Annotated in this window: 29 protein-coding genes and 1 pseudogene; 21 read left to right on the forward strand and 9 right to left on the reverse strand. The window is 59.4% G+C overall.

Annotated elements, in window-relative coordinates:
• Positions 1–333 precede the first annotated feature (333 nt).
• From A3C3_RS0100640 to A3C3_RS0100655, 4 genes are all read left to right on the forward strand, one after another.
• Positions 334–1218, forward strand: a complete 885-nt coding sequence (locus A3C3_RS0100640) for a sugar phosphate isomerase/epimerase family protein (protein ID WP_028739273.1) — start codon at positions 334–336, stop codon at positions 1216–1218.
• Positions 1219–1319: 101 nt separating this feature from the next.
• A complete protein-coding gene (locus tag A3C3_RS0100645; protein ID WP_022712691.1) occupies positions 1320–2513 on the forward strand; it encodes an ROK family transcriptional regulator in 1194 nt (397 codons plus the stop codon).
• Complete coding sequence (locus A3C3_RS0100650) at positions 2510–3493, forward strand: tagatose kinase (RefSeq protein ID WP_022712692.1); 984 nt, start codon at positions 2510–2512, stop codon at positions 3491–3493. Before A3C3_RS0100645 ends, A3C3_RS0100650 begins: the two co-directional genes overlap by 4 nt.
• A complete protein-coding gene (locus A3C3_RS0100655; RefSeq protein WP_022712693.1) occupies positions 3490–4764 on the forward strand; it encodes a D-tagatose-bisphosphate aldolase, class II, non-catalytic subunit in 1275 nt (424 codons plus the stop codon). Before A3C3_RS0100650 ends, A3C3_RS0100655 begins: the two co-directional genes overlap by 4 nt.
• Positions 4765–4963: 199 nt before the next feature.
• On the opposite strand, the gene A3C3_RS0100660 is transcribed toward A3C3_RS0100655, so the two are convergent.
• On the reverse strand, positions 4964–5872 hold the full coding sequence (locus A3C3_RS0100660; RefSeq protein WP_022712694.1) for a membrane protein: 909 nt from the start codon (positions 5870–5872) through the stop codon (positions 4964–4966).
• A gap of 323 nt (positions 5873–6195) precedes the next feature.
• Here A3C3_RS0100660 and A3C3_RS42975 point away from each other — a divergent pair, with 323 nt between their 5' ends.
• Positions 6196–6606 carry a GFA family protein gene (locus A3C3_RS42975; protein WP_267903818.1) on the forward strand — a complete coding sequence of 137 codons (411 nt, stop codon included), beginning with the start codon at positions 6196–6198 and terminating at the stop codon, positions 6604–6606.
• A gap of 70 nt (positions 6607–6676) precedes the next feature.
• Here the strand turns inward: A3C3_RS42975 and A3C3_RS0100665 are convergent, their stop codons facing one another.
• Together A3C3_RS0100665 and A3C3_RS0100670 are read right to left on the reverse strand one after the other, a co-directional pair.
• A complete protein-coding gene (locus tag A3C3_RS0100665) occupies positions 6677–7078 on the reverse strand; it encodes a low affinity iron permease family protein (RefSeq protein WP_312866122.1) in 402 nt (133 codons plus the stop codon).
• Positions 7023–7433, reverse strand: coding sequence for a low affinity iron permease family protein (locus tag A3C3_RS0100670; RefSeq protein ID WP_022712696.1), 411 nt, complete (start codon positions 7431–7433; stop codon positions 7023–7025). Before A3C3_RS0100670 ends, A3C3_RS0100665 begins: the two co-directional genes overlap by 56 nt.
• Before the next feature lie 334 nt (positions 7434–7767).
• Between A3C3_RS0100670 and A3C3_RS48370 the strand changes: the two genes are divergently transcribed.
• The gene (locus A3C3_RS48370) at positions 7768–8121 is read left to right on the forward strand and encodes a hypothetical protein (protein ID WP_022712697.1); all 354 of its coding nucleotides are present in this window, start codon (positions 7768–7770) and stop codon (positions 8119–8121) included.
• A 48-nt stretch (positions 8122–8169) separates the two neighbouring features.
• Here A3C3_RS48370 and A3C3_RS44915 read toward each other — a convergent pair whose 3' ends face one another.
• On the reverse strand, positions 8170–8343 hold the full coding sequence (locus tag A3C3_RS44915) for a hypothetical protein (RefSeq protein ID WP_022712698.1): 174 nt from the start codon (positions 8341–8343) through the stop codon (positions 8170–8172).
• Positions 8344–8680: 337 nt separating this feature from the next.
• On the opposite strand from A3C3_RS44915, the gene A3C3_RS0100690 reads away from it, so the two are divergent.
• From A3C3_RS0100690 to A3C3_RS0100710, 5 genes are all read left to right on the forward strand, one after another.
• A complete protein-coding gene (locus A3C3_RS0100690) occupies positions 8681–9010 on the forward strand; it encodes a hypothetical protein (RefSeq protein WP_022712700.1) in 330 nt (109 codons plus the stop codon).
• Between the two features lie 419 nt (positions 9011–9429).
• Positions 9430–10362, forward strand: a complete 933-nt coding sequence (locus A3C3_RS0100695; RefSeq protein WP_022712701.1) for a LysR family transcriptional regulator — start codon at positions 9430–9432, stop codon at positions 10360–10362.
• 143 nt (positions 10363–10505) lie between these two features.
• Complete coding sequence (locus A3C3_RS0100700; RefSeq protein ID WP_022712702.1) at positions 10506–11219, forward strand: SDR family NAD(P)-dependent oxidoreductase; 714 nt, start codon at positions 10506–10508, stop codon at positions 11217–11219.
• A 21-nt stretch (positions 11220–11240) separates the two neighbouring features.
• Positions 11241–11480, forward strand: a complete 240-nt coding sequence (locus A3C3_RS0100705) for a tautomerase family protein (RefSeq protein ID WP_022712703.1) — start codon at positions 11241–11243, stop codon at positions 11478–11480.
• 409 nt (positions 11481–11889) lie between these two features.
• Complete coding sequence (locus A3C3_RS0100710; RefSeq protein ID WP_022712704.1) at positions 11890–12291, forward strand: cupin domain-containing protein; 402 nt, start codon at positions 11890–11892, stop codon at positions 12289–12291.
• Between the two features lie 656 nt (positions 12292–12947).
• On the opposite strand, the gene A3C3_RS0100715 is transcribed toward A3C3_RS0100710, so the two are convergent.
• Positions 12948–13346, reverse strand: a complete 399-nt coding sequence (locus tag A3C3_RS0100715; protein WP_210309102.1) for a response regulator — start codon at positions 13344–13346, stop codon at positions 12948–12950.
• Between the two features lie 408 nt (positions 13347–13754).
• Here A3C3_RS0100715 and A3C3_RS0100720 point away from each other — a divergent pair, with 408 nt between their 5' ends.
• The 10 genes and pseudogenes from A3C3_RS0100720 (at position 13755) to A3C3_RS0100760 (ending at position 22754) form a co-directional block, all read left to right on the forward strand.
• Complete coding sequence (locus A3C3_RS0100720) at positions 13755–14966, forward strand: glycosyltransferase family 4 protein (RefSeq protein WP_022712706.1); 1212 nt, start codon at positions 13755–13757, stop codon at positions 14964–14966.
• A gap of 8 nt (positions 14967–14974) precedes the next feature.
• Positions 14975–15952 (forward strand): NAD-dependent epimerase/dehydratase family protein, encoded by a 978-nt coding sequence (locus tag A3C3_RS0100725; protein WP_022712707.1) that lies wholly within the window; start codon positions 14975–14977, stop codon positions 15950–15952.
• A gap of 96 nt (positions 15953–16048) precedes the next feature.
• Positions 16049–16147 (forward strand): annotated as a pseudogene (locus A3C3_RS42980) (DUF1127 domain-containing protein); the annotation flags it as partial.
• A 101-nt stretch (positions 16148–16248) separates the two neighbouring features.
• Entirely contained in the window at positions 16249–17178 is a 930-nt protein-coding gene (locus tag A3C3_RS0100730) for a dihydrodipicolinate synthase family protein (protein ID WP_051154408.1), read from the forward strand.
• 23 nt (positions 17179–17201) lie between these two features.
• Positions 17202–17861, forward strand: coding sequence for a GntR family transcriptional regulator (locus tag A3C3_RS0100735; RefSeq protein WP_033419551.1), 660 nt, complete (start codon positions 17202–17204; stop codon positions 17859–17861).
• A gap of 51 nt (positions 17862–17912) precedes the next feature.
• Positions 17913–19244, forward strand: coding sequence for an ABC transporter substrate-binding protein (locus tag A3C3_RS0100740; RefSeq protein WP_022712710.1), 1332 nt, complete (start codon positions 17913–17915; stop codon positions 19242–19244).
• The gene (locus A3C3_RS0100745; protein ID WP_028739278.1) at positions 19244–20179 is read left to right on the forward strand and encodes a carbohydrate ABC transporter permease; all 936 of its coding nucleotides are present in this window, start codon (positions 19244–19246) and stop codon (positions 20177–20179) included. The genes A3C3_RS0100740 and A3C3_RS0100745 overlap by 1 nt, the downstream gene beginning before the upstream one ends.
• Positions 20179–21000, forward strand: a complete 822-nt coding sequence (locus tag A3C3_RS0100750) for a carbohydrate ABC transporter permease (RefSeq protein WP_022712712.1) — start codon at positions 20179–20181, stop codon at positions 20998–21000. The genes A3C3_RS0100745 and A3C3_RS0100750 overlap by 1 nt, the downstream gene beginning before the upstream one ends.
• 17 nt (positions 21001–21017) lie before the next feature.
• Complete coding sequence (locus A3C3_RS0100755) at positions 21018–21980, forward strand: PfkB family carbohydrate kinase (protein WP_022712713.1); 963 nt, start codon at positions 21018–21020, stop codon at positions 21978–21980.
• A gap of 327 nt (positions 21981–22307) precedes the next feature.
• Positions 22308–22754: a GNAT family N-acetyltransferase gene (locus A3C3_RS0100760; protein WP_022712714.1), complete on the forward strand. Its 447-nt coding sequence runs from the start codon at positions 22308–22310 to the stop codon at positions 22752–22754.
• Between the two features lie 44 nt (positions 22755–22798).
• Here A3C3_RS0100760 and A3C3_RS37390 read toward each other — a convergent pair whose 3' ends face one another.
• From A3C3_RS37390 to A3C3_RS0100780, 4 genes are all read right to left on the reverse strand, one after another.
• Positions 22799–23056, reverse strand: coding sequence for a hypothetical protein (locus tag A3C3_RS37390; protein WP_033419533.1), 258 nt, complete (start codon positions 23054–23056; stop codon positions 22799–22801).
• Positions 23057–23160: 104 nt separating this feature from the next.
• A complete protein-coding gene (locus A3C3_RS0100770) occupies positions 23161–23859 on the reverse strand; it encodes a TfuA-like protein (RefSeq protein ID WP_022712716.1) in 699 nt (232 codons plus the stop codon).
• Complete coding sequence (locus A3C3_RS0100775; RefSeq protein ID WP_028739279.1) at positions 23856–25010, reverse strand: YcaO-like family protein; 1155 nt, start codon at positions 25008–25010, stop codon at positions 23856–23858. Before A3C3_RS0100775 ends, A3C3_RS0100770 begins: the two co-directional genes overlap by 4 nt.
• Before the next feature lie 48 nt (positions 25011–25058).
• Positions 25059–25277 (reverse strand): hypothetical protein, encoded by a 219-nt coding sequence (locus A3C3_RS0100780; protein ID WP_022712718.1) that lies wholly within the window; start codon positions 25275–25277, stop codon positions 25059–25061.
• Positions 25278–25298: the final 21 nt, after the last annotated feature.

Raw genomic sequence — 25298 nt, forward strand, 5'->3', positions numbered from 1 at the left:
CAAAAGAGCGGCTCCCTTGGCCAGTCGCAGCTCAAGAGCAAGCGAGCCATTGGTTCACCCTGCACGTCCGCCTTCCGTTGGCGCGGTTTTCGCCTTATATGTTGCCTGAAAAAACAAATTAGTTCATTTGAGAAAGCTGTCAACACCAATCTCCATTGGCCCCAAGTTCCGCGCACACCCCGTCCATAATTGCAGCATTTGCATGCCGAAAAACTGCATTTGCTCATTCTGGCATCGAATGCTCGACCGCCATCGATCTTGAAATCCGCTTGACAGACGCAAATGAGGGTTTATTTGTTGCGCATTGCAACATACTTTTTGATAGGGGGAGACATGGGCCGGTTAGGTATTCATTCTTTCGTGTGGACGGGCGGGCAAACCCAGTCAATGCTTGAGGAAGCAATGGAGAAATCCGCCACCTGCGGTTACAGCCTCATTGAGTTCGCCTACCTGCGACCGGAGAAATTCGATCTCGATGCACTCGCCAAGCGAGCTGCGGCGCTTAAACTCGATATTGCTGTCACCATGGGCCTTCCGGTCAGCCATGACGTGTCGAGCGAAGATGCGCAGGCGGTGCGAGCGGGCGAAGACATGCTGGCCGACGCCGTGCGCGCCGTGCGCGACATAGGCGGGAGCAAGCTCGGTGGCATCCTTTATTCCGCTCACGCGAAATACTCCCGGATGCCGACCAAAAGGGGATGGGACAGCAGCGTCGCGGCCATCGCCAAGACGGCTGGCCTTGCCCAGTCTGCAGGGATCGACCTTGTTCTCGAAGTGGTGAACCGTTTCGAGACCAATCTTCTCAACACCACCGCCCAGGGCCTCGCTTTCATCGAGCAGGTAGGCTCCGAACATGTGCGGCTGCACCTCGACACGTTCCACATGAACATCGAGGAAGCGAACCCGGCGGCGGCGATCCGGCTGGCGGGCGATAAGATCGGCTATTTTCATATCGGCGAAAGCAATCGCGGTTATCTCGGCGACGGCGTCATCAATTTCGACCTGATGTTCGATGCATTGCTCGACATCAACTACGAGCGCGACATCACTTTCGAATCCTTCTCGCGCGCTGTCGTCGATGAAGGTCTGTCGCTTGCCTGCGCGATCTGGCGCGACACCTGGACCGAAAACATGCCGCTCGCGCAGCATGCAAAGCAATTCATCGACCTCAAGATGGACGAGGCGAAACGCCGTCGCGCGACCGTTGCGCGGCCGTAACGGCGAAAGATGGGGGAAAGGCCCAGTCCGTAAAAGCCGGGCGTTTGCGGCCCAGCCGTGTTGTGTCAGTGGTCAAAAAAGAAAGGCAAGGAGAACCGCCCGTGAATGAAGTGGATCCAATCGCGTCTCCGAGCGGGATCCGCCAGCGCAATGAACTCGCGGCGATGCGGGCGCTCTATCGCCACGGCCGATTGAGCCGGGCGGAGCTTGCGCGCATCTTAGGCCTCAATCGCTCCTCGTCCGGCCATATCATCGCCGGACTAACCGCCGATGGCCTCGTCCGCGAGGTGGGAACCGCCGAGCAGGCACAGACGACCCACGCGGGGCGGCCGGGCATCATGCTCGAACTTTTGCCCGAAGCCGCCTTTTTTCTCGGCATCGAGATCGGCGTCGAACATATCACGGTGGTTGAGGTCGATCTCGCCTGCCGCATCGTCAACAACCGCATGGAGCCCTTCGACGGCCCATCCGTCGATGTCGAGACTGCGGTTTCGCGCGCGATCGCGATCGCCTTCGACACATTGCCGGCCGAACACCGCGGCCGCTGCGAGGGGCTCGGCGTCGCCGTGCCGGCGCAAATGGACCGAAAGGGGTTGATCAACACCGCCCCCCTGCTCGGCTGGCAGAACATACAGCTTGCCGATCTCGTGCGAGCCGCCGTGCCGGCACAAATGCCGGTCATGGTGGAGAATGACGCAAACGCCTTCGCGACCGGCGCGAGCTACGGTGCTCGGGAGATCCATTCGGGGGTCACGCTCTATCTCGTCATGGAAAGCGGCGTGGGCGGCGGCATCGTCGTCGACGGAACCGTGCTTCGCGGCGCGCGGGGACTTGCCGGCGAAATCGGGCATCTGCGCGTCGATGGTGCCGATGCGCCCGGCCGCAGCCTTGAGAGCGTCCTCGGTCTGGAGTGCATCTTGAGCATCTATCGTTCCGTCTCGACGCAGCCGCAACCGAACTTCGCGACTTTTCTGGCCGATGTGCGCGACCGCGTTCCCGGCGCCGTCGCCATAGCAGAAGACTGGGCGCGTGCGCTGGCTTACGGCCTGATTCAGGCCTGCAGGATCATCGATGCCGACAGGATCGTCCTCGGCGGTTCGGTCGCTGCGCTCTATCCGCTGATGGCCGCGCGCGTCCTGCATCACATCCGCTCTATGCAGGAGGAGAGCTTTCCTCTGCCCTTGATCGAAACAAATGACGATGAGACGGTGGGGCCGGCCTTCGGCGCTGCCTGCATGCTTCACCAGCGCTATCTCCTGACCGACAGCGCGCGCCCTGCCGAGGATGCTGCATGACACCGACCGGCTTAGCCCCTGATGCCCTTGGACCAACGATAACGATCGGCGAGATCCTCGTCGAGATCATGGCAACGGATCGCGGCACGGGCTTTCTCGAGCCGATCACTCTCATCGGCCCTTACCCCAGCGGGGCTCCGGCAATCTTCATCGATCAATGCGCCAGATTAGGCGGTTCGGCCGGCATCATCGCCTGCGTGGGCGAAGACGACTTCGGCCGCGTCAATGTCGCACGGCTGCGCGCAGACGGCGCCGACGTCTCGGCTATTTCGACCAGCCCAGAGTTTCCAACCGGCAGCGCCTTCGTGCGCTACCGGAAAGACGGTTCGCGCGATTTCGTGTTCAACATAGCAAGATCCGCCGCCGCCCAGATCGACCTTACCGCGGCGGCGCGCGCGCTCATTGCCCGATCGGGCCACCTGCATGTCATGGGAACCGCTTTTGCTATACCCGGCGCGATCGAGATCATCGAACACGCGATTGCGGCGATCAAGGCTCGCGGCGGCAGCATCTCCTTCGACCCGAACGTCCGCAAGGAGTTGCTCGGGCAATCCGAAACCCGCGCCCGCTTCGCAAGGCTTGTCGATATCGCCGACCTGATCCTCCCATCTGGAGAAGAGCTGTTCGTAGCGGCTGGCGTCGAGGGCGAAAGGGAGGCGGTCCATGCGCTCTTCGCCCGCAACGCCAGCGAAGTGGCACTCAAGCGCGGCGCGAATGGCTCGACCGTCTTCACACGGGAAGGCAGACGCATCGACTGCCCGGCCTTCGCAGTCGAAGAAATCGATCCGACAGGCGCCGGAGACTGCTTCGGAGGCGCCTATGTCGCGTGCCGCCGGCTCGGTATGCCGATCGAACAGGCGCTCACCTATGCCAATGCGGCCGGCGCCCGCAATGTCACGGCCAAGGGGCCGATGGAGGGGGCCGGCACCCGCGCCGAACTTGACGCCTTCATCGCCATGACACCGGGGCGCAGCACATGACATCCGTACTCGACAACCTGGCTCGCAGCCGACGCACGGGCGGCATGGCCGGCATCACTTCCGTTTGCTCGGCTCATCCCATCGTGATCCGCGCTGCGCTTCGACATGCCGTGGCGTGCGATGGTCCGGTATTGATCGAGGCGACCTGCAACCAGGTCAACCAGTTCGGTGGGTACACGGGCTTGAAGCCCCGTGATTTTGTGGCGCTGGTAGAGCAGATCGCCGGCGAAGAGCGTCTGCCGCGAAACAAGGTCATCCTCGGAGGCGATCATCTTGGCCCCAATCCATGGCGCGCAGAAGCTGCCGAGGTCGCCATGACCAAAGCAGAAGACATGATCGCCGCCTATGTCGAGGCTGGCTTCCGCAAGCTCCATCTCGATACGTCCATGGGCTGCGCGGGTGAACCGGTCGCGCTCGACGACGCGACGACAGCCGGGCGGGCGGTCAGGCTGGCGGCCGTGGCGGAACGGTGCGCGGCCTCTTCAGGCGGTGAGCCACCGGTCTATGTCATCGGAACCGAAGTGCCGCCGCCTGGCGGCGCGCATCATGTAATCACAACGCTCGAACCGACGGGCGTCGAGGCGGCGCGCAAGACGATTGCGCTGCACCGGACGCGATTTGACGAAGCGGGCCTCGGCAAGGCCTTCCACCGCGTGCTGGCGCTTGTCGTCCAGCCCGGAGTCGAGTTCGGCAATGAAAACGTCATTGTCTACGACCGGGCGAGAGCACAAACGCTTTGCGCGCTGCTCGACGAGGAGCCCGCGCTTGTCTACGAGGCGCATTCGACGGACTATCAGGGCGCGGAAGCGCTTCGCGAACTCGTCGAGGACGGGTTCGCCATCCTCAAGGTCGGGCCGGAATTGACCTTCGCACTTCGGGAAGCACTCTACGGACTCGACCTGATCGCAAGCGACTGCATCCCCGGTTATCCGAGCCGAAACCTCATGGCCGTGATGGACGGGCTGATGAGGGAGCACCCAGGCCACTGGAGAGGCCATTATCAGGGTTCGCAGGCCAAGCAGCATATCCTGCGTCATTACTCCTATTCCGATCGTATTCGCTACTACTGGAATCACCCGGCGGCAGAGGCGGCGGTCTCGCGGCTCACGAAAGCGCTCGACGGTCGGATCATCCCCGCACCTGTCTTCCGTCAGCATCTGCCCGCTTTGGTGAGGTACGCCGGAAAGCCGCTTGGGCCGCAGGAGTTGCTGATCGACGCGGTGCGGGCGGTTCTCGACGAATACCAAAGCGCTCATCAGCCAGGTCGATAACAACACGCGTGGACCAAGCGAAGCTCGCAACAAGGTTTTCATCGTCGGGACGACACCTTGCGACGAGGTCGCAAGCGCCACGGTCATCCTGGCGCTGGCGCTATCTATTACGCATGCTTTCGTCCCGGACTTTCTGCCTCAAAGCCACCGGAGGTCCGGGACTGCAGAGCATTTTAGGGACATGCGGCGGATGTCGGTCTTACGTCCGATTTAGGATTACGTCTTCTTCCTCGTCCCGCTGTCGGCCTCCGAGTGCTGCGGCAGCAGAGGCAATGAAAGCACCTATCAGCAGAGAAAGAGCGCCGAGCATCGCCGTTGTTGCCGCTGCCTCACGTGCCTCGTCTGCAGCTCTTTGAGCAGCGACCTTGGCATCCTCCACACGCTTTAAGATGGCGTCAACACGCGTCTTGGCATCGGCCTCCGAAAGGCCCGCGTGCGATGCCACGATCGTTGCGAGATAGTTTTTGTCCTCATCTGGGATCCCGCCTTGAGCGGCGCCTTGAAGAAGAATTCTCGAGACTTCAGCCGTGGCTACACCCTGGTCGGTCGTGGCCTGCGCGCGGTTTCGGTCTGGTCGAAGCAGAGCATCGGTGAAATAGGACGCCGAGAGATCGGTCGCCGGCGACTGTGAAGATCCTGCTGCGACAGCGCCAGCAAGGCTTGCGTTGGACGCCGCTTGGCCGACTGCCTGCGCGCCGGCCCCGGCAAGCGAGGTCAAAGATGACGTCAGGAAACCCACCACGAAAATCGTGGCAACCGCCCAACTGATCAAACCATGAGCGGTGTCCCGGAAGAAAACCTCGTCGGTGTGAACAGCTGCCCATCTCGTGCGGAGCCGGCCCGTGAGGTAGCCTCCTAACGCTGCCGACAACCACTGCACGACCACAAGCCAAATCGCAGCAGTCACGCCAATGGATTCTGCCGAAGCGCTCTGTCCCGTCCAAGGAGACACCATCGTCAACCCGACACCAGATCCGAGAAGCAGAAGGATCAGAGTAACGCCTGTGGCGGCAAAAGCACCACCGAGGATCGGTCCCCACGACATCGCGGACTTGGACGATTCGACAGGAGTGGCCGCGACGTCTGGACCTGTCATGGACATGGACATGGACACCTCCTATCGCATGAAGAGAACAAGGAGAATGACGATTGGCAGTGGAATGCCTAGAAGCCAAAGAAGAATACCGCGACCCATGGCGTTGCCTCCGATCTTGAGGTTTTGAAGTTATTGCAGAGACTTAACGCTGACGCCTGTTCAATGTTCCGGAGGCCTAACGACCGACCTTCGCTAGTCCTGTCCGCACCGGGCGAAGTTCGTGGCCCTGTTGTATCAGTCGATCGCTGCAAACCCGCCGGGGGCATGAACGTTAACATCGGCCACATGGCCTCGAAACCAACACTGGAACAAACTTTGCTGATCGCAGTTCGCAAATTACGAGCGACCAAGAAAAATGGACGGGCGGATGCCTCTGTGGAGGATGCCGGTATGAGTCCCAGGGCGGTCCGCCCCATTCAGGCTATTGCCATTGCGACATGTGCAAGCGGCCAACGGGTGGCCCGTTCGCGGTTCTTGTCCAGGCGAGGCTTTCGGGTTTGGTTTGGCCGACCGGAAAGCCGTCCCTCTACAGGTCTTCGCCGATTCCAACGCGTGGATTGTGTGCCGACCGCGGGACGTCGCTGTTTCTCCGGTACGACGGGGACGAATTGATACGGCTTACCGCCGGGTCTCTCGATCATCCCGAGGGGATTCGACCGGCGGGGCACTATGGCGTCGAAAGCCGCCTGCGGTGGGCGGAATGCGGACCCGGTTTGCCAGAAGAGGAAACGCAGGAGAGATGGTAGCTTGCAGAGTACTTTGCTCGCAGCGGCCGTCGTCGTCCTGGTCTGGTTCGCCTGCGGGCCGCAACCAGGATCACCCTCCCACAACCGGGATGTCCTCGTCCCTCTCCAGCCGTTCCACACCAATCATGAGGTTTCGCGCGCCACTCGACCTGATGGGGCCATCGAGTTTTGCCTGAAGCGCCCGCATGTCCCGGTTCTGGGAATGCTGGAGAAGAACGAGGATGAGGCAGGTTGCCAGTGTTGCCAGCATAGTTGTGGCCATGAGCCATTCCTTGGCTGGACCCGTCGCCAGACCGAAAATGACCCAGACTGCGATCACTGCGGCAACGGCCATCAGGGCAAGCCTGCTTCCGACGATACGCGCGGAGTGATCCGACAGGCTGCGGTGGGGATCAGCGCTTTCCTCACCAGGCTGGTCAGGCGACGCCCGGAGCGTCCTGCTGAACCGCCGTCTTCTCCTCCGCCTTTTGATCGACGCACTCGGCTTTTTCCGCCAGCATCTTGCTCATTGCTCGAAGCTCGTTCTCGCCAAGTTTTTCAATTCCGACGAACTTATTCTGCGCCTGGGATGTCAAGATGAGTTCATCGAGCTTCGCCTGAAGAGCTTTCCCGTCGCGATTTTGCGAGTTCTGCAAGACGAAGACCATCAGGAAAGTGATTATGGTGGTGGATGTGTTGATGACGAGCTGCCACGTCTCCGAGAAGTTGAAGAACGGGCCGGATATCGCCCAAATCAGAACCAAAGATACCGCAAGAATGAAGGTCCCCGGTCGGCCGGAAAGGTCGGCCACTCCTGTTGCGAACTTGGAAAAGAACCTGGACGCCATTTGCTACCTCCGCGCTGATCGTTCCCATTAACGGCCGGGAAGCGTTGCGGTTCCTCTGCGCATCGACGTCGTTTCTCTCGCGGGTACGCATGAATATGTCGGCAGTGTTCCTTTGCAGGCGGTCAATGTTCATGACCCGGCAACGGATGGGCTGCAATGCGGCTCACTGTCGGTTTGTTGATTTGGGCCCGACAAGTTGGGTAGCTGCATACCTCCAGAGCCGCACTGGGTCGTTCCCGCGCTGACACTCGGGGTTGACGCATCTAGCGCACACTCTAGCTGCAGTCCGGGCGCATCAAGATCGAGAGGATGGAAAGTGCTCCAGCAAGAACGCATGGACCGTGCCGAGCGCACGACGCCGACCGCGAAGAATATCATCGACGAAGAATACCGCCTTCATGTCGCGAAGACCAAAAGCCTTCGCGCAGCTCGAACGGCGCCACCCCGAGAAAAAACATCGTTAACAGGGGAGATGAAAATGCCTCAGCCAGATAGAATTCCAGCCATTCCGCTCCACGATGAACATGTCGTCACAGCAAGAGAGGCGCTCGAAGGGCTTTATCTGAAACTTCAGCAGGAGGCCGAAGTACGCATGGTTGCCGCAGCACTCCGTGCAGGTTGGTCCGCCGAGGAAGCGATAGATGCCATCGACGACCTTCGGAAGGAAGACGTGCCGGCCGTGAATTAACACGGCGAGGTTTGTCGCAATGATGCCGGGAAATCCGGGGGGCAAGGGTCAATGGCCAGCGTCCGCGGCAATTTTGCCGCGTTGTTCGGTTGTTTTGAAGGGCGCTCCCTCCGTTGCACCTGCATGTAGAGGAACTTTTTTATCGCTCTGGTAGTTGAAGCCACCGACCGCGTTAAATGCTGCAGATTGGAAGGCAACATCTCCTGCAGCATGTGCGGCCAAGGGCTCGCCTCTTCCTTTCTTTGGAGGCGGGCCCATGACGACTGGCCTCCCAGGTAGCCGCTCCTTCTGGCTGGATATCATTCCTCGCCAAGCCGATGCGCACCGCTTGCCGGGTAGAGGCCCATGATGCCGAAGATTGGGGAATATCCGACTTCGCGGTCAGCCGCGGCCGGCCCTTCGGACCACCTGCTGATCACCATTGATCCGCACGGCGCGCTATGATCAGGACTTTTCAGGCCTTGCCGCGCGATCTCCCATCAGTCAGGGAGGATACGTGGGAACCTCGAGTGTGCTGCCTCGTTAGGGTTAATCAATAACAACAATAGGAGGAAGTGTCATGAAACTCACGTCGTTGGCACTGATTGCCATTGGCATGGCAGCTTTGACATCCCAACCGAGCTTTGCCGACTGCGTGGACATTACCGGGTCCACAAAGACGGAGGGCCGTAGCGGCATCGCCAAAGATGGTACTCATGCTCCAATGGAAGGCAGTGAAACCACGCAAGCGCAAATGAACAAGGCTGGCGCCAATGCACCTCAGAAAGAGGGTGGAACATTGCCGTTAGCGAAGAGCCCCGATCTTGCGACGTCTCAACAGGACGTGGTGGCACAGCAACATGGCGATAAAACCGCTGCTGCGCAGGCTCAGCAAGACAAGTGCGATTAATAGGCGGGACCACATCATAGATGTGAGGGAGGTATTCGCCCGCGAGCGCCCTGGCCGCCCAAAGTTTGCGACGGAACTACAAAACGTGATTGGCGAGCTGGTCCTCCGAGATTTTTGGTGTGCAGAAAGAGCGTAGCTCCCAGAGCGGTTCGGGATGGAGAAGCTCCTGCAGCGCGAGGTGCGGACGGCAACGTTTATACCTCTGCAGTGGGAGAAAAAACTCGGCGTTTGGCCCGGCTCAACCTGCTGACAAACCCCGTCAAAATTTGGCGGGGTTTTTGTATTGATGCTTTGGCATGCGTTTAATTGCGGGTGAACGGGTGCAGACCGGCCCGTCTGCTCATATGTTTACTTCCTGCTATTTCCGGGTGAACACTTGCTGATTGGCCTTCACTATCCCGAAGATCGGCAGAATAAAAATGGACCGTATCGATGCAATGAAAGTGTTCGTCACCGCGATCGACGAAGGCAGTCTGGCAGGTGCCGCCCGGCGGCTAAAGCGATCGCCGACTGCGGTCAGCCGGGCGCTGAGCTTCCTGGAAGCCCATGTCGGCGTTGAACTGCTGCATCGAACGACCCGCACCCTCAAGCTGAGCGACGCCGGTCAGCGTTATGCCGCAGCCTGCCGGCGGGTCCTCGTCGATCTCGAGGAGGCTGACATGCTCGCCGGCGGTGAGCGTTCCGCCCCTCGTGGGATGCTGACGATTTCGGCGCCGCCAATCGTCGGGGAAGAAGTCGTGCGTCCCATTCTGGACGATTTCCTTGACCTACACCCGGCCGTTTCAGTTCGGCTTCTCCTGCTGGATCGGTTCGTCAATCTGGTGGACGAAGGTGTCGACATTGCCTTGCGCATCGGCCATCTCGCCGACTCATCGCACATCTCCACCCGGCTCGGCGGCGATGTGCGGCGCGTAGTCGTTGCATCCCCTCGCTATCTTGCCACTCATCCCCGCGTCGAAGAACCCGCAGATCTCACGAAGCACCAAATCGTCGCGTTTACCAATTTCGGTCTCGACTCGTGGAGCTTCACGCCGGCACAGGGCTCATCCATTCCCCGAACAGTCCAATTCACGCCGCGGTGCATTGTCAACAGCGTGCGGGCTGCAGCCGCTTCGGCCGCTGCGGGGCGCGGTTTGACGAGGCTCTATTCGTATCATGTCGCGGAATATGTGAGGGACGGTCGGCTGACGATCGTGCTCGCAGATGCCGAGCACCCGCCGCTGCCGGTTCACCTCCTCGCACCACAGGGTCGCATGTCCGTGCCGAAGGTCCGCGCCTTTGTCGATTTCGCCATACCGCGTCTGCGCTCGGAATTTGCACGCTTGGCAGCCCAGGCAGGTATACTCTCCTGATTATGCCGATTTGCGGACGGGTGTCACCCAAAAGCCGGCAATTCTCCCGGAGACCGGGTGGACCTAAATCAATTGCACCAACGCCGAGGGCGAAGGGCTGGCGCAGATAAAGCGCCCGCTGCAATCGAAAAGGATCCACGTCCATGAGTACTGAACGAAATGTCGTCATCATCACCGGCGCTTCACAAGGGATTGGCGCTGAATTGGTTCGCGCCTACCGCGACCGGAACTTCCGTGTCATCGCCACGTCCCGCTCGATCAAGCCCAGCACGGACCCGGATGTTCACGCCGTGCCCGGCGACATCAGTCAGCCGGCGACGGCCGAACGGATCGTGCGCGAAGGGATTGAGCGCTTTGGCCGCATCGATTCACTGGTAAACAATGCCGGCGTCTTCCTCGCCAAGCCCTTCATCGAAATGACCCAGGAAGACTATGACCTCAACCTCGGGGTCAATGTAGCCGGCTTCTTCCACATTACCCAGCGCGCAGCCGCCGAGATGCTGAAGCAGGGTTCGGGCCATATCGTCAGCATCACCACGAGCCTTGCCGATCAGCCAATGGTCGGGCTGCCCTCGGCGCTCGCCTCCTTGACCAAGGGCGGCCTGAACGCCGTGACCCGGTCTCTGGCGATGGAGTTCTCGAAGAGCGGCGTTCGCGTCAACGCGGTATCTCCAGGCGTGATCAAGACGCCGATGCATCCGGTGGAGACGCACTCGGCGCTCGCCGAATTGCATCCAGTTGGCCGAATGGGTGAAATCCGCGACATCATCGATGCCGTCCTTTACCTCGAAACCGCTGGTTTCGTGACCGGCGAAATCCTCCACGTCGATGGCGGCCAGAACGCCGGCCGCTGGTGAACTTCTCGAAAGGAGACCACAATGCCTATCGTCACCGTACAGGTTACCCGCGAGGGGACCACTCCTGACCGCAATTCGGTCACCGCCGAGGAAAAGGCCGCCATTATCAAGGGCGTCAGCGAGGTGCTGCTCAACGTGCTGAACAAACCCCTTGAGTCGACCTACGTGGTGATTGAGGAGGTCGACCTCGACAATTGGGGCTGGGGTGGCCTTCCGACCGTCCAGTATCGCGGCATGCGTGCCGCGGCAGCAAAATCCTGAGCCGCCGGCAGGGAGCTTCGCACGTGAGGGTCGGGCTTTCGCCCGGGAACTCACGACACGATTGAGATCGCTGCGTTCGTCGACCTGATGATCTACAAGGGCGCGTGCCAGGCGCCGCCCTTTTTCAAACAAGAGGAAAAACCATGACCCTCGTATCCAACAAGCAGCTCGGCTACCGACGCAGGACTGGCCTACCTGGTCCGCCAAATACATAGTCCGGGAGCGGGCCGGCGCGCCGTTGCCGTCATGAAGAATGGCGCTGCAGTCCCTCGACATGAAAGCCCTTTGTTCCTCTACATGGCGTTACAAACCCGCAGCCCCGCGGACACATCGACGATACCTGCTCTCGCTCAAATTGGCGGTGCCGTCCTCGAAGGTGAGGCTCGGCTCAGCACGAAAGGATGACCATATGAAAACGATCAAACTCGTAGCAGCTGCCCTGCTGATCGCCGGGAGCGGAGTGACGCCGCACATGGCGCAGGCTCAACAACTGGGAATTCAGCGCACCGATCTTCTGCAGCACGATCTCGACGTGCCCGGGCGCGAAGTTGTTCAGGTGCGCGTCGACTTCGAACCTGGCGCAGTTGCCGCTAAGCATTCTCATCCCGGCGAAGAGGTCGCCTATGTCCTTGAAGGCTCGCTGGAATACCAGCTCGCGGATAGGACGCCCGTCACGCTCAAGGCCGGCGAAACTTTGTTCATTCCCGCCGGAGTGGTCCACACGGCGAAAAACGTCGGCAGCGACAAGGCCTCGGAACTCGCCACATATATCGTTAAGAAAGGGACGCCACTCGTCGTACCGGTCAAGTAGAGTTCACATCTCATGGGCCCAACGACCAGCGACCCATTTTTTTTGCGACAGTCAGGCTCTATTACCGGCCAGCCTCCAGCAAGCCAATCTACTCTTGAGGTGGCCGTTTTGCCCCCGCGAGGAAATTGCGCGAGCGGGGTCGGCCGAGTGACGAACGGTGTTTTGGCAAGCGGGACAGGTCCGTTCAAGCGAGCAGTTGTTCCGCTTGCCACTCTGTTGGACGGGCACCCGGTTCATGCGATGCGACAAGGGCTCGCCCCTGAGGGTCTGGGGGTCGGGGCGAGCCCCGTCGCATCTCGCGCCGCAGCAGGTTAATCTACGGCACGTGGGTAGCTTCAGCGGTGCCGCTGCGCAAGCAGGTCGGTATCCGTCCAAGGCGAAGAATGCCATACAGCCGCGCTATGCCGATCCCGGAAATAGGGTATTCCAGCCACCTGCGGCAAACTCCAGTGCGACTGCGTAGAAAAATGCCCCGCAAGCGGCGGGGCATCGAGAAATGCGAAATCGCCGCAGAGTGGACGAGTAAGCCTAGTTTAGCTTGGAGGGGCTTGCCGTCAACTTGGACTAAGGTCCCAACTTATCGCAAGGCACGCTGGTTCTACTTGGATTCATCTGCCCGCGTCATCATAAACCGGCGGTCCGGTTGGTGCCCTTTTTCAACAGAGTGGGTCACCCCTTGCGGGCGGCGGGTTCAACGAACTGATAGCAGCCCGCGAGAGAGCGGCGATCAGTCTGTCGGGCTCACATGGCTTATAAAGCAGTTGGCCTGCGGAGAAGGCGGGTTCGCTCTCGATCGCCGCATCTGGTTCGCCAGAATAGAGAATGAAGGGGACCCTACGCTCTGCAAGGGTCTTCACGGCAAACGAGCAGACGCCATCGCTGAGGCGCGGATCGACGATGGCGATATTCGGGGTGTTCACACCCAGCCACCCGATAGCCTCGGCGCAGGTCGACAGGGTGACGACCTTGTCGGCGCCGTTTTCTTGTAGAAGCTTCTCGACGTCGAGAGCGATGATCGGCTCGTCCTCAAGAAGCAGAACAGTTCCAATTGTCATCTTGCACCCTTTGCTCTCGCAATTGTGCGCTATCAAATAGCGTACATCCGACACGGCTCGAAGTCACCTCACATTGTGAAGCGCCGGATGCGGCGCGCAGTTACAACTTGCGTGTCGTGTTATTCAGGCTGCTGTCTACGCACCGTTGCTTTTGTCCACCGCCCGCCGCCAGCAATTCCCGGTCGCGGGTTGAAAAAACTCCCGATGGGAGGTGGATAACTTTATTGTGTCGCACAGTAGCAGATTGTTTTTAAACAGAAATTCCGCCGGCGCTTTTTCCGGACTAATACCATTGGGTGAATTGCAATCGGACGTGATAAATCGCCTCATTGAAAGCGGGGATTTTGTGTTTCCTCTGCCGATACTGGTCCCCGCTTTGGCCCCTGCGTAAATTTGGGCGGTTCGAACATGCGCCTTGTTGTTGTGAACGACGTTTCCGTTGTCCGAGGTGGAGCCACGAAAGTCGCGATCCAGTGTCTGCAGGCTTGTGTGCGGGCCGCCTTGGATTGCACTTTCTTCGTCGGCGACGACGGGACCGGCCTGGAAGAGTGCGGCCTACGCGTACCTACGATCGCGCTTGGCGAGAAGCCGCTTCGAGATGGGCCTGTCATCGCCAATGTCTTCGACCGTCACTTCAACAAGCGGGCATACGAGGCGCTAGCAATGCTGTTGGGGCAATCCTGCGAAGAGACCGTCGTTCATGTGCACGGCTGGAACCAGATCCTGTCGCCTTCGATCTTCCATGCATTGGCCAAGAGCCCGGCCCGCGTCATTGTAACAGCCCACGACTTTTTCCTGAACTGCCCGAATGGCGGCCGGCTCAATTACAAGAGCGGCGAAATCTGCCCGGTCAAACCGATGTCATTCGAGTGCCTGGCAACCAACTGCGATAAACGCAACTATCTGCACAAGCTCTGGCGCTTCCGGCGCATGCTGGGGCAGATTGGCGTGGGCGACGCCTTCTGGGAGCGCATCGAGGTGATCCTCGCGCATGAGAAAATGGAAGCCTATTTGACCCCCGGGCCAATCAGGAACTTCCAGACCTTGCGCACACCCACCGAGCCTCTTACGTGGCGGCCGACGGAACCTTGGCGGCGCGAACGCATCATGTTCCTCGGCCGCATGACCTGGGAAAAGGGCGTGCGTACGCTTTGCGAAGCGCTGCGCATGACCGGTCAGGCGGCAACGCTGATCGGCCGCGGGCCGCTTCTCGACGAAATGCAGGTGACGCTTCCCCATTGCTGGGTCCCCGGCTGGCTCGATGATGCAACCGTGTCCGAGCTTGCCGACCAGGCACGGATATTCGTGATGCCGTCTCGAATGCCGGAGCCTTACGGGCTGGTGGCCGCCGAGGCGATCATGAGCGGAATCCCGGTAATCATAAGCAGCAACGCCCTCATTGCTGACGAGGTTGAGCAAAACGGCGCAGGGCTGGTGTTCAAGAGCGGCGATGCCGCCTCACTCGCCGAAGCGTTGCTGAAGGTCAAGAGCGACAGCCTTGTGCAAAAGCTTGCCGAAGGCGCCCGCGCCTTTGGCAAGAAGATTGCGCCCACCCGCCCAGAATGGGAACGCCGGATGATCGCGATCTATACGGGGGAGACTGCATTTCTCGCTGCTTAGGGGGGATCATGACGCGTGCACTCGTGACTGGCGGATGCGGCTTTGTCGGCCGGCATCTCTGTGACCGGCTTTTGGCCGAGGGCTTCGATGTGGTCTGCGTCGATTTGATGAAACCGGGAACGGGCGCAAGGCCACCGGTTTCAAGGCAGCGCTTGCATCGTCAGTTCACCTTGAATGAGCAGGATTGCCGGGCATTTTTCGAAAGCGCCCACGAGCATTTCGACTATGTGTTTCACCTCGCCGCGCTCGTCGGCGGGCGTATGACGCTCGAGAACCAGACGCTGCTCGTTGCCGAAGATCTCGCCGTCGACGCAGCGCTCTGGCGGTGGGCAGGCGAATGCCGCCCCGGAACCGTCGTCTATTTCAGCTCTAGTGCGGCCTATCCCGTGGCATTGCAGACTGAGGCGATGCAGACGAGGCTCTCCGAAGACATGATCTCTTTCGAGCGCCCGCTCGGCGTGCCCGACCTCAGCTACGGCTGGACCAAGCTTACCGGCGAGTACTTGATGAAGCTCTATGTCGAGCGCTATGGCGGCCGGGCGGTTGCCTACCGGCCATTCAGCGGCTATGGCGAGGACCAGGACCTCGCCTATCCCTTCCCGGCCATCTGCAGCAGGCTTCTCAAGGAGCGCGGCGCGCCGGAAGTCTCCGTCTGGGGAAGCGGACACCAATGCCGCGACTTCATCCACATTTCCGATTGCGTCGATTTCATCTGGAAAACGATGGACACGCTGCCATCAGGCGCAAGCCTCAACCTCTCGACGGGCAAGGCAACCTCTTTCATTGCGCTTGCCGAGCTTGTCAGCCGCGAGCTCGGCTGGACACCGCAAGTGCGAGGAACGGCAAGCCGTCCAGAAGGAGTATTCTTCCGCTGCGGCGACGTTGCGCTTCAAAAGTCGTTCGGACTCACGCCGAAAATCGGTATCGAAGAAGGCGTGCGGCGCTGCCTTAAGCATCATCACCGCCTCGAAGCTGCCTGCGTCTGACTCACGAACCTTATTGCGCAGCCTCGAATACGCGACCGGACGCAGGCAATGTGACGAACCGGCTTTGTCTGCTATTTCGAAAAGCGCAAGACGCGGCGCAGCCTCCTGGAACTGACAGCCGCGCAGCTGAACGATATCGGCGTCACGCCAGAAGCGGCCCGGGCCGAAGCGTCGAAACCCTGGTTTTGGCAGTAGCGTCCCCGCACCTATGCATGACGCTTGCCTTCGAGACAAACCGCTCCCTGATAAGCCATGGCTGCCCAGGGGCAAGTTCCACTTGCTGAGCCATAACTAACATGTTAGTCCTATCTATACTGAATAGTCAGGTTGTGGGATGTAGGTTCGTGGAGCGTTTTGGATTATCGGTCGCGCTGGCGACACCTTTCGACGGCGACGACAACATTGCAGTTTCCGCGATGATCGCTCAGGCAAAGCGCAGCTTTGCGGCCGGCTGCTCCAGCGTCACGCTGTTTGGGACGACTGGCGAAGGATCCTCGATCGGCAGCGCTGAGCGCCAGAGGGTGCTTGAGGCATTCATCGAGGCCGGTATTGATCCCTCCCAAATCGTCGTGGGCGTCCTGGTCGATGCCGTCGAGGATGCTGCCACCCAGACGGGCTATGCCCTGTCCATGGGTATCCGAAACGTTCTCCTGGCACCGCCTTGCTATTTCAAGAATGTCAGCGACGAAGGCATTTTCCGCTGGTTTTATGCCGTATTCCGCATTCTCGGGGACCAAGCCCGTGACATCATCGTCTATAACATTCCCTCCGTCACGATGGTGCCCTTGAGCGTTGCGCTGATCGGCCGCTTGCGTCAGGCCTTTCCGGCAATTGTAACGGGCGTCAAGGATTCCTCCGGCGATTGGGCCTTTACCGAAAAGCTGCTCGAGGCCCATCACGATCTCATCATCCTGATCGGCGATGAGCGTCATCTGGCCCAAGGCACGCGCCTGGGCGGCCAGGGCGCAATCTCCGGCATGGCGAATTTCATCGCCCCCGAGATCAAGCGCATGGCCGAAGAGGGAAAGGATGATCCGCGCGTGGTCGCTTTCGTGGCCGAGCTCCTGAAGTATCCCGTGACCCCCGCCGTAAAGGCGATGATCGCGCATCTGAGCGACGATGAAATGTGGCTTGCGGTCCGCCCACCGCTCGTTTCAATAACCCGCGAAGGATGCAACAAGCTTGCCCTCGCCTTTGACGCCCTGTTTCGAAAAAAGGCCGCTTAATCGTCATGTACGAAGGGGGATCCATGGATGGACTGGACGAACAGCCGACCTTGCGGGAAAGAGCTTATGAGAGCTTTACCCGGCATCTGCTGGCGCGCGATGTCCGCCCCGGTCAGTTCGTCTCCCAACGCCGCCTCGTCGAACTGACCGGACTGACGCTCGGCGCAATCCGTGAACTCATTCCAAGGCTCGAAGCCGAAGGCCTCATCAAGACGGTGCCGCAGCGCGGCCTGCAGATTGCTCATATCGATCTCAACCTGATCCGTGAAGCCTTTCAGCTTCGCGTGTTCCTGGAGAAGGAGGCGGTTGCGCTTTTTACCCGGTCGGCTTCCGACGAAACGATCGCGGGCCTCCTGAAAATGCACCGGGACATCGCCGACGCCATCAATGGCGGCAACAATTCGCATGATCTTGAGCTTCACGCCCAGGCCGTGGACTGGGGAATGCATGACGCCTTCATCGACGCGCTCGGCAACACCATCATCTCGAATGTCTACCGGGTGAATTCAATCAAGATGCGCCTTATAAGCCAGGAGCGCTTTCGTATCGACGGCCGTGTCGGACCGGTCATGGGAGAGCATCTGAAGGTTCTCGAAGCCATCGAGCGACGGTCGGCGGAAGATGCCGTCAGCGCGCTCGTCGCACATATCCATCACGCGAGGGACCGCGCACTCAGATTATAGGCAAGGCAAGCCGGCGGTGAGGAGATCTCCGGCAAGAAGAGGAGGAATGGCATGTCATCTTCAATTTGGAATCCAACTCGCCGGAGCTTTCTGGCTGGTTCTGCCGCTCTCGGCGCCGCCGGCTTTCTTGGCGTGCGGGCGGCATCGGCCGCCGTTGACTGGAAACGGTTTGCCGGCACGACGCTCGAAGTCAATCTCGTCAAGAGCCCACGCAGTGAGATCATCCTCAAATATCTCGGCGAGTTCGAGGAGCTGACCGGTATAAAGGTCAATGCCGAGGCGACGCCCGAACAGCAGCAGCGCCAGAAGACAACGATCGAACTCAGCTCCGGAAAGCCAAGCTTCGACGTCGTTCACATGAGCTATCACGTGCAGAAACGGCAGTTCGAAAAGGGCGGCTGGCTTGCCGATATAAGCGGATTTCTCAAGGATCCGTCCCTTACCGATCCGTCTCTGGTCGAGGGTGATTTCGCCGATGCGGGCCTGCAATTCGCCAAGGATTCCGACGGCCTCCTGCGCTCCCTGCCCTTCTCCGTCGACTACTGGATCGTCTACTGGAACAAGCAGCTCTTCGAGAAGAAAGGCCTTTCGTACCCCGCAACCTTCGACGAGATGGCGAACGCCGCAGAGGCCCTGACCGACGCGTCGAGCAACACGTACGGCTTCGTTGCCCGCGGACTGAAAAACGCCAACGTCCCCGTCTGGACGGCCCTCATGCTCGGTTACGGCATGACGCCCCTCGGGCCGGACGGCAAACTGCGCACCACTTCCGAGGAGGCCGTCCAGGCGGCAACGCTCTACCAGCGTCTGATGACGAAGGCAGCGCCTGTCGGCGTCTCCGGATTCAATTGGGCAGAAGCGCAATCGGCATTCCTGCAGGGCAAGATCGGCATGTGGCTCGATGGCGTCGGCTTTGCACCGCCGATCGAAAACCCGGAAAAATCCCGCGTCGTCGGCCAGGTGGGTTACGGGATCATGCCGAAGGGCCCGAAAGCGCAGGCAGCCGCAACATTTGGCGACGGTATCGGCGTAACAGCAGCAAGCAAGAACAAGGAAGCGGCCTACCTCTTCTGCCAATGGGTGGTTTCCCATGACATGGGTGCCCGGCTCCTGCAGGCCGGTGCCGGCGTTCCCTTCCGCCAGTCTATCCTTGAAGATCCCAAGGTGCGCGAAGGCGTCACCATGCCGAGTGCATGGGTCGACGCGGTCGTCGGCTCCGGCAAGATTTCGAAGCTCGCCCTGCCGGTCATCATCCCGGTCACCGAATTCCGAGACATCTATGGCGTCGGCCTGACGAACATGATCGGCGGCGCAGATCCGGCCGCCGAACTCAAGTCCGCCACGGCTCAGTTCGAGCCGGTGCTGGCCCGAAGCGAGGGATGATGACTTCGGTGAGCATTGAAGCCGAAAAAGCGACGGCAATCAGTTCAAGGAGCAAGCCCAGCGGGCTTGCTCCGAACTACTGGCCCTTCGTCGTTCCTGCCCTGATCGTAATCGCTGCCGTCATCGTTTTTCCATGGGTTTTCACCCTGTGGATGAGCGTGAACAGCTGGACGCTCGGCCAGGCACAAGCCTTTTCAGGCTGGGACAACTATCTCCGTCTCGCGACCGACACGCGTTTTTGGGATTCTCTTTGGCACACCGTCCTTTATACGGTGCTTGCGGTGATCGGACCTCTGTTTCTGGGCACGCTCGCCGCCCTCATCTTTGACGCGCAGTTCCCGCTGCGCGGACTCCTGCGCGGTATATTCGTCATGCCGATGATGGCGACACCTGTTGCCATCGCGCTCGTCTGGACGATGATGTTTCATCCGCAGCTCGGCGTCCTCAATTATCTTCTCTCATTGGTCGGAATTGGGCCTCAGGAATGGATCTACAATCAGACGAGCGTCATTCCCTCGCTGGTTCTGGTGGAAACCTGGCAGTGGACGCCGCTGATCATGCTGATCGTGCTTGGCGGTCTTGCGGCTCTGCCGCGCGAGCCGTATGAAAGCGCCGAAATCGATGGCGCCAATGCCTGGCAGAAGTTTCGCTATCTCACGCTGCCGATGATTGCCCCCTTCCTGATGGTCGGCGTCATCATCCGCAGCATCGACGCCGTAAAGAGCTTCGACATCATTTACGCGATGACGCAAGGCGGACCGGGAACGGCCTCGGAGACGATCAATATCTATCTCTACAATACGGCCTTTTCCTATTACGACATCGGCTACGGATCTGCGATGGCCGTCGTCTTCTTCGTCGTCATCGTCGCGCTCTCCTTCGTCTTGATGATGGTGCGCGCGCGGACGAACTGGTCAGACACGGAGACACGCTGATGAAGCGCAAGACGCTCGATCGCATCGGTCTTTTCTTCGTCGCCCTGGTGATGGTCTCGCCGGTCATCCTCTTCTTTCTGTGGATGATCTCGCTGTCCCTGAAATACGAAATCGACAATGGAGCCTATCCGCCGATCTTCATCCCAGAGCGATTTGCCTGGTCGAACTACGTCAAAGTCTTCGAGGAAAACAATTTCTTCTTGTATTTCTGGAATTCCATCCTTGTGACGGGAGCGGCGACATTTCTGGCGCTTTTGATTGGCGTGCCGGCAGGCTATGGAATTGCCCGGCTCAAGGCCGAGCGTTCGGCAATGGTCATCATGATCGCGCGAATGACACCCGGGCTTTCCTTTCTGATCCCGCTCTTCTTGCTGTTCCAATGGCTGGATCTCCTCGGCACACTCTGGCCACAGATCATCATCCATCTGGTGGTGACTGTGCCGATCGTCGTCTGGATCATGATCGGCTATTTCGAAACAACGCCGATGGAGCTCGAAGAGGCGGCAAGTATCGACGGGGCAACGCCATGGCAGGTCTTCCGCCTGGTGGCGCTGCCGATCGCCAAGCCCGGCATTGTCGTCGCCTTCATCCTCTCCGTCATCTTCTCGTGGAACAATTTCGTGTTCGGTATCGTGCTGGCGAGCCGCGAAACCCGGACGTTGCCGGTGGCAGTCTACAACATGCTTTCCTTCGAGCAGGTCAGTTGGGGACCGCTTGCGGCAGCAGCGCTGATCGTCACGTTGCCGGTGCTGGTCCTGACAATGTTTGCCCAGAAGCAGATCGTTGCTGGTTTGACGGCGGGCGCCGTCAAAGGCAGCTGAGTGGCGGGCATGTTGTTTTGACCAGGGAGAGGGTTTCAAAGGCAAAAGACCGACAGCCGCACGTCTTGTGCGTTGGCGCAGCTGTGCTGGATACACTGTTTCGCGTCCGAAAAATGCCGGCGGGACAAGGCAAGGTTCTGCCATATGACATGCTGCAGATAGCCGAGGGCATGGCCTCGAGCGCGGCCTATGCTGTTGTCAGGCTTGGGGGCAAGGCAAGCCTGTGGGGTGCTGTTGGGGATGACGAAACAGGCAAGCGCATTATCGCGGATCTCTCTCTAGCCGGCATCGACATAAGCGGAATGCATATCGTGCAAGGCGCAAGATCTGCGGTTTCGACCATTCTGGTTGACGACGGCGGCGAGCGTCTCATCGTCCCTTTTTACGACCCTGAACTGCATCGATCGGTCAAGCACATTTCGACAACGGAAATCGCCATTTTCGACGCTGTTTTAGTTGATGTTCGATGGCCGGAGCTCGCTCTTAAGGTCCTGGAAACGGCGCGGAGCCTGGGCAAGCCGGCGATCTTGGATGGCGACGTCGCCGCCGATGGGGTAATCGAGCGGCTGGGGCCGGCAGCGAGCCACATCGTCTTTTCGCACCCTGCAGCAGGCAAGCTGGCAGGGACGGAAGATTGTGCTGCGGCGATCGGGGTGCTCAAGCAGCGTTTCCCGCTGGCATTTATCAGCGTCACGGCGGGTGAAACCGGCGCCTATTGGTATGACGATGTCAACGATTGCGTCATGCATATGACCGCGCGACCCGCCAAAACAGTCGATACGCTTGCGGCAGGCGACATCTTCCACGGCGCATTTGCCTTTGCCGTCGCACGGCAATTGCAAATCGAAGATGCCATACGCATCTCATCGGCGGCGGCAGCACTTAAGTGTCAGGTCTTCGGCGGACGCACGGGTGCACCCGACAGCGATCAGCTTGCCGCCTGTCTGGCACAATGGACGCCGCAGATCTCACGGGTGTAACTGCACTTGTCGCGAAGGCTCAAACCGGCTGGTTCAGCCGCCATGAACCAGCGTCTTTCCAATTCACTGCTTTTAATTGTATATTTTCATTAGGATTCCCTCATTGAGGGTGTCACGATAAAGTCACGACATCTTTGTGCAAGCCTGTGCTTAGTTCTCTGAGGCGCCATGGAGCAGATCCAATGGAAACAGGATCGCGATGGAGCACCATTTCGAGGTTTGGAGAACATTGCAGGAATGAGATTGCAGTGCAGCCTTGATGCTCTTCAAGCAGGATTTAGTCGACAAGCCGGTTTCTTCTCTGCGGCGTTTCAATAGCAGGTGTGGATGCCCATCGAATTCAGACGAATAACGCATGTCGAAGCGACGCAAAGCGCAGCCATTATGGTTGAGGCGTACGCCGAGCCGCCTTGGAATGAAGAGTGGTCGATCGAGAATGCAGCTTGGCGTCTCGATGAACTGGCCACGACACCTGGCTGCCTTGGTGTGGCAGCGTTCGAGGCGAAAGAAGCCATCGGGTTCGCCTTCGCCCTTCCGCATACCTCGGTGATCGGCCGCGGCCTGCATCTTGCTGAAATAGCCGTATTGCCCAAGCATCAAAGAAAGGGAGTTGGCTCGGGTCTGCTGAGCCGCCTCCAAATCGAAGCCCGAACTATGGGTTATCTGCAGATTTGGCTCGTTTCCCAGCAGAGCGGCCGCGTTGCGGACTATTACACAGGTAATGGGTATGAGCCGTCGAACAGGCTTGGCGTTTATTCCAAACGACTTCGCTAACCGCGATGATGAAGCAATGAGCCATGGCCGAGCTTGTCGGCCGGTTAGTGCTTGTGCAGATTAATGGCGTCCACGGACAGCGTCAGGTCGGCCAGCCCCGTTTCGGCGCCATCCCCGATCTCGCGGGTAACGGCCTTCAGGGCCAGGTCAAGCCAATGCGTCGCGTTGACAAGCTCAACGTCCTGTGCCGCGTATCTTGCGTAAGTGATCATTCGGGCGAGCGCGATGAGCTCATCCAACTCCTCAATGGATCTTGCATTGTGGCTTGAGCCATCTGGATTACCTGCAGAAGTGGCGCTCATCTCGATCTCCAAAATCTCTGGAGAACATATTGGGGATGAGGGCGAAGAGCCCGTGAAAAACGCGTGACACAATCCGTAATTGCACTGAGCAGCGCATACGCTTGTTAAATGGGCGAAACAAATGTCTCGTTCAAATGCCAGGAAATCTCTCTACCAAGGGGGAAGTCACTGGTGGCGCGAACAGCTTCCAGAAGAGCAAGAGCATCAATCCGTTTCTGATCGACGACGTTTGAGACCAGCAGCGAAAGCAACTCACGCGGTGCCGCAATGTTGGCTGCGCCACAATTGGCGATGATCGATTGCCAGGTCCGTTCCTTGAAGAAGATTCGAGCAGCACTCTCCTCAAGCCTTGCCCGCATAGCAGATGCAAGTTGCTTCTCGCTTTCCAATTTGTCGAGTGTTGCCCTGACATTCACGAGCGGCACCGTCAGGGATTTGTATCCATATTCCATCGGGCCGTGGAGCAAAGCGACGTCAGCGTCATCGGCTGTCGCGCCCTTCTCGTATTCACGGAAGATGCGACCGATGCCAATCATTCCAAAGAGCTGGCATTCAGCCGCGCGAAGTGCTCCCATGCTGGCCGCCCCTAATACAGCTACATTCTGAGAAAGCGCGTAGAGGATCTCCTTGTGCCAGACCGGCGCCGTATATTCGAACCCACCGTCGATTAGCCCGATGACACTCGCGCCACGCCTCACGGCGGCAAGAACATCGCCCTGAACCGCAGGTGGGCAGACGAAGACCTCATCTCCAGCGAAGGATGCCGCATCTGGAAGGCTCGGACCGACAAAGATGACCTTCATGACATGATAGCCCTTGAAACCGCCCGATTTCCAAAGCGGCGTGCGCGCTCGCCCTCCGGATTTTCAAGGGCTGGGATAAAGATTTTCGCGACGCTAAAAGGAAGTGCGGGATCGCTGAGGGCCAGGGCGATGATTCGATCTATTTGCTTTTCGCGCAAGGCACTCAGTGTGTAGTCGAGATGTTGAGAAGGAGATGGCGGATACGCCGGCGCAATCGTCGCCGGCATCGCCGGAACGGCCTGGAAAGCAGTGCGCGTCTGCAACGGGAGAGGTGCAAGGAAGGTTTCGGGCAATATGTCATCCCGTGCACCGCTGATATAGGTCAACCGGGATTGAGCTGCTTCGGTTACAGCCCGTATGGCCGCGCGAACGGGCGATGGATGAGCGCCGCTTCCTGCCGTCACTTCGACAAAACGGACATTTGCGTCGTCATGAATATCCCGTGGGCCCAATATTGCGGTGAAGCACGGAACGGCGATATCGCTCATCATGTCGAAAAGCCGAAGGACCAACCCGGCGGTTTCGATCTTTTCGATCAATTGATCCAAGGCCGGGTCCTTGAGACCGCGTGGATCGATGCAACGCGAGTGGCGGTCTATGTCATTGCCTATCTGCCAAAGGACATAGGCATCCCGTTCTATGCGCTCGAGAATGCCATGTAGCATTGCCTCCTCGAGCGTGTTTCCGGACGCCAAGCCATCGGAGGACATCCAGAAGCGGCAATCGCGTGTCCGGTCGAGGATCGCAGCTTCGAAAGGGATATAGATCTCGGTCCCCGACAGGAGTTCCCTTCCGAGCGCCCATTCGATCTCTTCGTCATCGCCTATGTCGTTCTTGTGGCGACCGACCAGACAGTTCAGCTTTTCGACCCTGTAGCCGGATTCTTGAAGGCGACGCGCGCTTGCTTGGACAGTATCGACGGAAGGATTGCCGGCAACGGCCCGTTCCAGGGCCTCCATGACGGCCGATACCTTCGCATCGTCGTCGCTCAGGCCCTTGCCTTGAGCGACGACGATCGAGCGGGCGTTGGGAGAATAGGCACACCAGACGGGTATCCCGACGCGATCGAGACCGGTGTGACGTGCGACACGGGTAACGCCGAAGTCAACCAGAAACGGCGCGACACGAGTGAGCGTCTCTGACGGAACGATGGTCCGGTCGGAATATGAAACGACTTGAGCGGCTGTCAGAGCAGCATCTCAACCGTCGACGTGACCGGAAAACACCGTTTGCGCCGAAGAAACCGCGATGGCGAAGTCCACCTTCTTCACAAAGGTGCCTCCTGTCTTGCGGACATCCCCAACAACTTGTGCCAGCTCTCCAACCGGCGATCCAAGCGACTTCACCGTGCCTGCGTCAAGATCCGCAATCCAGAGATCCGATTGTCCTGCAACACCGAATACGACAGCTTTTTCCATGAATTTTCTCCATATGGGTTG

This window comes from Rhizobium mongolense USDA 1844 (assembly GCF_000419765.1).
GTDB lineage: Bacteria > Pseudomonadota > Alphaproteobacteria > Rhizobiales > Rhizobiaceae > Rhizobium > Rhizobium mongolense.